The organism is Thermoflexus sp. (assembly GCF_034432235.1).
Taxonomy (GTDB): domain Bacteria; phylum Chloroflexota; class Anaerolineae; order Thermoflexales; family Thermoflexaceae; genus Thermoflexus.
Genome location: NZ_DAOUCJ010000110.1, coordinates 68,038 through 74,037, shown reverse-complemented (window position 1 = coordinate 74,037; position 6,000 = coordinate 68,038). Strand labels below are relative to the sequence as shown.

General features: G+C 63.8%; 6 protein-coding genes. 1 reads left to right on the top strand and 5 read right to left on the bottom strand.

Features of this window, described 5'->3' with window-relative positions:
• Positions 1-344: 344 nt before the first annotated feature.
• From VAE54_RS13345 to VAE54_RS13325, 5 genes are all read right to left on the bottom strand, one after another.
• A complete protein-coding gene (locus VAE54_RS13345) occupies positions 345-1,040 on the bottom strand; it encodes a deoxynucleoside kinase (protein ID WP_322802470.1) in 696 nt (231 codons plus the stop codon).
• Between the two features lie 172 nt (positions 1,041-1,212).
• Positions 1,213-1,995, bottom strand: a complete 783-nt coding sequence (locus VAE54_RS13340) for a redox-sensing transcriptional repressor Rex (protein ID WP_322802469.1) — start codon at positions 1,993-1,995, stop codon at positions 1,213-1,215.
• Complete coding sequence (locus VAE54_RS13335) at positions 1,941-2,381, bottom strand: MOSC domain-containing protein (protein WP_322802468.1); 441 nt, start codon at positions 2,379-2,381, stop codon at positions 1,941-1,943. The genes VAE54_RS13340 and VAE54_RS13335 overlap by 55 nt, the downstream gene beginning before the upstream one ends.
• A gap of 109 nt (positions 2,382-2,490) precedes the next feature.
• A complete protein-coding gene (gene icd / locus VAE54_RS13330; RefSeq protein ID WP_322802467.1) occupies positions 2,491-3,720 on the bottom strand; it encodes an isocitrate dehydrogenase (NADP(+)) in 1,230 nt (409 codons plus the stop codon).
• Between the two features lie 125 nt (positions 3,721-3,845).
• Positions 3,846-4,139 (bottom strand): hypothetical protein, encoded by a 294-nt coding sequence (locus VAE54_RS13325; protein WP_322802466.1) that lies wholly within the window; start codon positions 4,137-4,139, stop codon positions 3,846-3,848.
• A gap of 223 nt (positions 4,140-4,362) precedes the next feature.
• Between VAE54_RS13325 and VAE54_RS13320 the strand changes: the two genes are divergently transcribed.
• A complete protein-coding gene (locus tag VAE54_RS13320; RefSeq protein ID WP_322802465.1) occupies positions 4,363-5,859 on the top strand; it encodes an aldehyde dehydrogenase family protein in 1,497 nt (498 codons plus the stop codon).
• Positions 5,860-6,000: the final 141 nt, after the last annotated feature.

The window sequence follows — 6,000 nt, the reverse complement described above, 5'->3', positions numbered from 1 at the left end:
ACCTTACCCGCGCGGCCGTTCGCCGGTCGGCCGCGGACTTCGGCGGGCAGGTTGCCGGGGCTTCATCGGGCCGGGTCCCTCCACCCACTCTGGATAAGAGCGGCGCTCTTATTCCGTTGTCGAGGCAGCTCCAGGGCGCTCCGCGCGGCGAAGGCAAGCCGCCGCCCTGAGCTTTTCCCCCAAGTATAACAAGGGAAATTCATTCGCGCAACCATGAGGCGAGGAGGAGAAAAATATGCGCTCTTCTCTACTTCCCCGGGCCGCGGGACGACGCGGGGGGAGAGGCACGTTTCCTGAGCTTTTTCGCAGCCTCCGGAGCCTTCAGCGAGATATCGCTTCATCCATCAGGAGGGCAGTTTTTCGTGGAGAAGATCATCCATGGCGTCGTCAAAGGTGACTTCTTCCTTCCCCTGAAGCTTCTCCATTACCTTGTCTACGATCAGGCGCAGATGGCGGGGATGCTGAACGAAATCCAGCCGGTCGGCCGGGATAGTGAGGACCGGGCACAGATCGAAGCGCCGGATCCATTCCTCGTAGAGATCGTTCAGGCGTGCCAGGTAATCCGCTGAGATCGCCCGTTCGAAGGCGCGGCCCCGCAGGGCGATGCGGCGCTGGAGGGTCGGAACAGAGGCCCGGAGATAGAGCACAAGGTCAGGAGGTGGGAGGAACATCAACAGCGTTTCATAGAGCTCCCGGTAGACCCGCCAGTCGCGCTCGCTCAGATCCCCCCGTTCATACAGGTTTCTGGCGAAGACCTCGGCATCCTCGTAGATCGTGCGATCCTGGATCACCGAGTGAGGCCGTTGCAGGAGGAGGACATGGTGCCGGAGCCGCCGTCCCAGGAAGAAGATCTGGGAGTGAAACCCCCAGCGGGCCATGTCCTGATAGAAATCCGCGAGGTAGGGATTGTCGTCCACCGCCTCGAAGAACGGCTCCCATCCGAGCGCCGCGGCGAGCCGTTCGGTCAGCGCGGATTTTCCCACCCCGATGTTCCCCGCGATGGCGATGAACTTTTTGCCAGGGGTCGAAGGGTCAGGCACTATCTTGCTCCGTTCGGGCGGATTTCATGAGCGAGCGCTTGTTGTCTATGCGGGCAGGATACGGGGCGGCGCCTCCCCCCGGTCCTTTCGCTCCCCCGGGCGGAGCTTTCCCCGCGGCGCCCCTTGCCCTCACCTCCAGCCGCGCCCTGATCTCCCGGTGGGAAAGAGCGCCTCAAGCCGGGTCATCCAGATAATAGGTCATTTGCTGGAGATGGATAGCGGGATCAATATATTGCACCAGGATCCCGGGTGGGACCTTCAGGTGGATTGGGGCGTAGTTCAGGATCGCGCGGATGCCGGCCTCCACGCAGAGATCGGTCACCTGCTGGGCAGCGGAGGCTGGAACGGCGATCATGGCGATCTGAATGCCATGCTCCCGCACGAACGCAGGGAGCTCCTGCACATCCCGAATGATGTGGGGCCCGATCGGCCGTCCGATCTTCTCCGGATCGTTGTCGAAGATCGCCACCAGCCGGAACCCCCGGGGGGTGAAGCCCTGATACTGGGCCAGGGCGTGCCCCAGGTTGCCCGCCCCGATCAGGATCATATCCCACGTTCGATCCACTTTCAGAATGCGCTTCAGGTGTTCAATCAGATCCGGGATGCGATATCCGGTCCCCTGTTTGCCGAAGGTGCCAAAATACGAGAGGTCCTTGCGGATTTGCGCCGAGCTGATCCCCAGGCGTTCCCCCAGCTCCTGGGATGAGGTGATCTCCCGGCCCTCGGCGGCCATCACCTGAAGGGCCCGCAGATACACAGGCAGCCGCCCCACCACAATATCTGGAACCTTTTGCACGGTAGCCATTTCACCGACCCCCGCCTCGGTGCTGCTCTGTCGCTTCTGATATATCACAAATTTGTGAAAAAGGGAATTTTGGGCTTTAGGAAGCCATAAGGGGGTCAAGGGGATGTTTCGCGGGACTCGATCCGGATGAGATCGCCCCGGCGAATCCATCCGCTTTCCAGCACTCGGGCAAGCATGCCGCGGCGGCCGCGGAGGGCCTCCTGCAGCCCGGGCCGGATCTCCTCCATACGCGAACATGGCGTGCAGGGTTTGGTGATCTCCAGCAAAGCCTCGCCGACCCGGAGGTGTTCTCCGGGTTGAAGGGCGTGAAGAGGGAGGCCCCGCACGGTGATGTTCTCCCGCACAGCTCCTGGCGGAAGATCCAGGGCGTCCAGGGTTTCCTGGTCCATCAGCAGGATCTGACGGAGAGATCCCTCCCGGGCATGGGAGTCGCCCACGATGCCGTAGCCGGCTTCCACGCGGAGAGCGGAAACGGATTCCATGGGGATCCGGTGGCCTGGGCATCGGAACAATGCAACCACAATCGCATCGTCCATAGGGTTCGCTCCTTTTTTCCAGGGGATTCAGAAAGCAGCGCGCTTTCCAGCCCTCATCGAGCAAAAGGCCGGAGGGCGCCTGGGCCCCCCGGCCCTTACGGACAGGGCATCAGAGATTGGCCACGACGGCGTCAGCGAACTCGCTGGTGCGGACCTCGCGGGCGCCTTCCATCAGGCGGGCCAGGTCGTAAGTGACGATTTTCTGCTGGATGGTCCGGGTGAAGGCGGCCTCGATGGCGTCGGCGGCCTCGTTCCACCCGATGTAACGGAACATCATCACCCCGGAGAGCAGCAGCGAGCCCGGGTTCACCTTGTCCAGCCCGGCGTATTTGGGCGCGGAGCCGTGGGTGGCCTCGAAGACGGCCAGGGCGTCCCCGATGTTGGCGCCCGGCGCGATGCCCACCCCGCCCACCATCGCCGCCAGGGCCTCGGAGAGGTAATCGCCGTTGAGGTTGGGGGTGGCGATCACGTCGTATTCCTCGGGGCGGAGCAGGACCTGTTGGAACATCGCATCGGCGATGCGGTCCTTGATGATGATCTTCCCCTCGGCCGGCTTGCCCTCCGCTACCTCGGCCTCGGTGATGGTCACATCCCCGAACTCCTCCCGGGCTACCTCATAGCCCCAGCGAATGAAGGCCCCCTCCGTGTATTTCATAATGTTCCCCTTGCCGACCAGGGTGACGCTGCGCCGGCCGTTCTCCAGGGCGTAGCGGATGGCCTTGCGCACCAGCCGCTTGGTGGCCCCCTCGCTGATGGGTTTAACCCCGATGCCGGTGTTGGGCGGCAGGGTGATCTTGAAGGTCCGCTTCAGATAGGCGGCCACCCGTTTGGCCTCCGGGGAGCCCGCTTCCCATTCGATCCCGGCGTAAACGTCTTCGGTGTTCTCGCGGAACACCACCATGTTGACCTTATGAGGCTCCTTCAGGGGAGAGGGGACTCCCGGATACCACTTGACCGGACGCACACAGGCATAGAGATCCAGTTTCTGACGGAGCTGCACGTTGACGCTGCGCCAGCCGTAACCGACTGGGGTGGTGAGGGGACCCTTGATGGCCACCACGAACTCCCGGATCGCGCGCAGGGTTTCCTCGGGGAGGCGTTCCCCATACAGCTCCTCGGCATCCTCGCCGGCATAGAGGCGGACCCATGCGATCTTCCGCTGCCCCCCATAAACCTTCTGCACGGCGGCGTTCCAGACCTTCATCGCCGCCGGCATGATGTCCCGCCCCGTCCCATCGCCCACGATGTAGCCGATGATCGGGTGATCCGGGACCACGAGCTGACCGTTCCGCACCTCGATCTTCTTCCCATCTTCCGGGACACGCACGTGAGTGAACATGGCTGATCCCTCATGTGAATCTTTTCACGGACATTATACTTGAAGGGGGAAAAGCCGGCCCGGGCCCTTGTTATGGATCCCAGCCCGTAAGCAGGGAGAGCGATCCTGTTCTGGTCGCCGCAGGCTTACTGAACGCGGATCCTGCTCAGAAGCAGGGAATCTCGTCCATCCGGAAGACGGAGGCGCTCGCCGGTGTCTGGCCGGTAGAGGCCGATCTCGATCTCGTAGAAGCCTGGCGGCGTCTCCGGCTTCACCCGCAGCGTGTAGGTCTCTGGATACACCACCCCCGCCTGCCACTGGGACGTGGGTGAGGTTGGCGGTCGATCCTCCTGCCCCCAGATGGTTTGGGGCGGCTCCAGGATGTGAGTGAAAACCGTGTAATCGTGCCGGGTAGGGCCGGCGGTCTCGGGCACCCGCAATCGGAAGACCTCCGCCCAACGCGCCCCGGCTGGCAGCTGGGGGGCCCGGACCAACTCCAGGGAAGGAGGAAGGGGCGATTCTCGTCTGGAATTGCGGATGGAGAGCTGTTCCCAGTAGGGCAGGGGGGAGCTCTATCAGGTCAGCGCGGTGCGGCACCGGTTGACACGGGCTCCCGGCCGGGCCTATAATCCCCACGCAACCATGTGCGCCGAGGGGGCCCCCATGCTGATCCGGAATTACATTAATGGGAAATGGGTGGAATCCCATTCGGAGGCTCGCTATCTGGACATCAACCCGGCTACCGAGGAGCCGGTAGCCGAGGTGGTGAAATCCGATGAGCGGGATGTGGAGGCAGCCGTGGAGGCGGCTGCGGCGGCCTTCGAGAAGTGGCGGAAGGTCCCCGCGCCCAAGCGGGCGGAGATCCTCTATCGCGTGGGGCAATTGCTCGTCGAGCGGAAGGAGGAGATCGCCCGGCTGCTGACCCAGGAGATGGGGAAGGTGCTCCCGGAGGCCCGGGGCGATGTCCAGGAGGCCATCGACATGGCCTTCTATATCGGAGGGGAAGGCCGCCGGCTTCTGGGCTATACCGCCCCCGTGGAGCTGCCGAACAAATTCGGCATGGCCATCCGGGATCCGATCGGGGTCGTCGCCTGCATCACCCCCTGGAACTTCCCCATCGCCATCCCCTCCTGGAAGATCTTCCCCGCCCTGGTCGCCGGCAACACCGTGATCTTCAAACCCGCCACGGACACGCCCGCCACCGCCGCGGAGTTCGTGCGGATCTTCGAGGAGGCGGGGCTTCCTCCGGGCGTCCTGAACCTGGTCATCGGCCCTGGCCCCACGGTGGGCAACGCCCTGGTGGAGCATCCCACCGTGAAAGCCATCTCCTTCACCGGCTCCACCGAGGTCGGCCGGGACCTCTACGCCCGGGCGGCCCGACACCTCAAGCGGGTGTCCTTGGAGATGGGCGGCAAGAACGCCATCATCGTGATGGAGGATGCCAACCTGGAGCTGGCCCTCGAGGCCACCCTGTGGGCGGCCTTCGGGACCACTGGACAGCGATGCACGGCCTGTTCCCGGTTGATCCTCCACAAGCCCATCAAGGAGAAATTCACCGAGATGCTGGTGGAGCGGGCGAAGGGGTTACGGCTGGGGAACGGCCTGGAGCCGACCACAGACGTGGGGCCGCTGATCAACGAGGCGGCCGTGAAGAAGGTTCACAGCTATGTGGAGATCGGGAAAGCCGAGGGGGCCCGGTTGCTGTGCGGCGGCAACCCGGTAAAGGTGAACGGGAAAGGGTTCTTCTACGAGCCGACGATCTTCGATCAGGTTCGGCCCGACATGCGGATCGCCCAGGAGGAGATCTTCGGCCCGGTCCTCTCTATCATTGAGGCGAAGGATCTTGAGGAGGCCATCCGCATAAACAATGCGGTGAACTACGGCCTCTCGAGCAGCCTCTTCACCCAGGACGTCAATAAGGCTTTCCAGGCGATCCGGGACATCACCACGGGCATCGTCTACATCAACCACGGCACCACCGGGGCGGAGATCCAGTTCCCCTTCGGGGGCACCCGGGGCACGGGCAACGGCCATCGGGAGGCGGGACTGACGGCCATCGAGTTCTTCACGGAGTGGAAGGCGGTTTACGTTGATTACAGCGGTCGGCTCCAGCGCGCCCAGATCGACACGACGGCCTTCGGCCAGGTCCCGATCCCGTAGGGAGCGCTTCCGGCATTGGGCAGGGGCGCCTTGTCCGGGGGTTTTTCAAGGGGCCTTCGGCCTCTCTTAGGCCCAACGGCCTCTGTCCGATTCCCCAGCAGCCCTTAGGCCGCCCGGGAGAGCGCGGAAAGGGATCCCCCC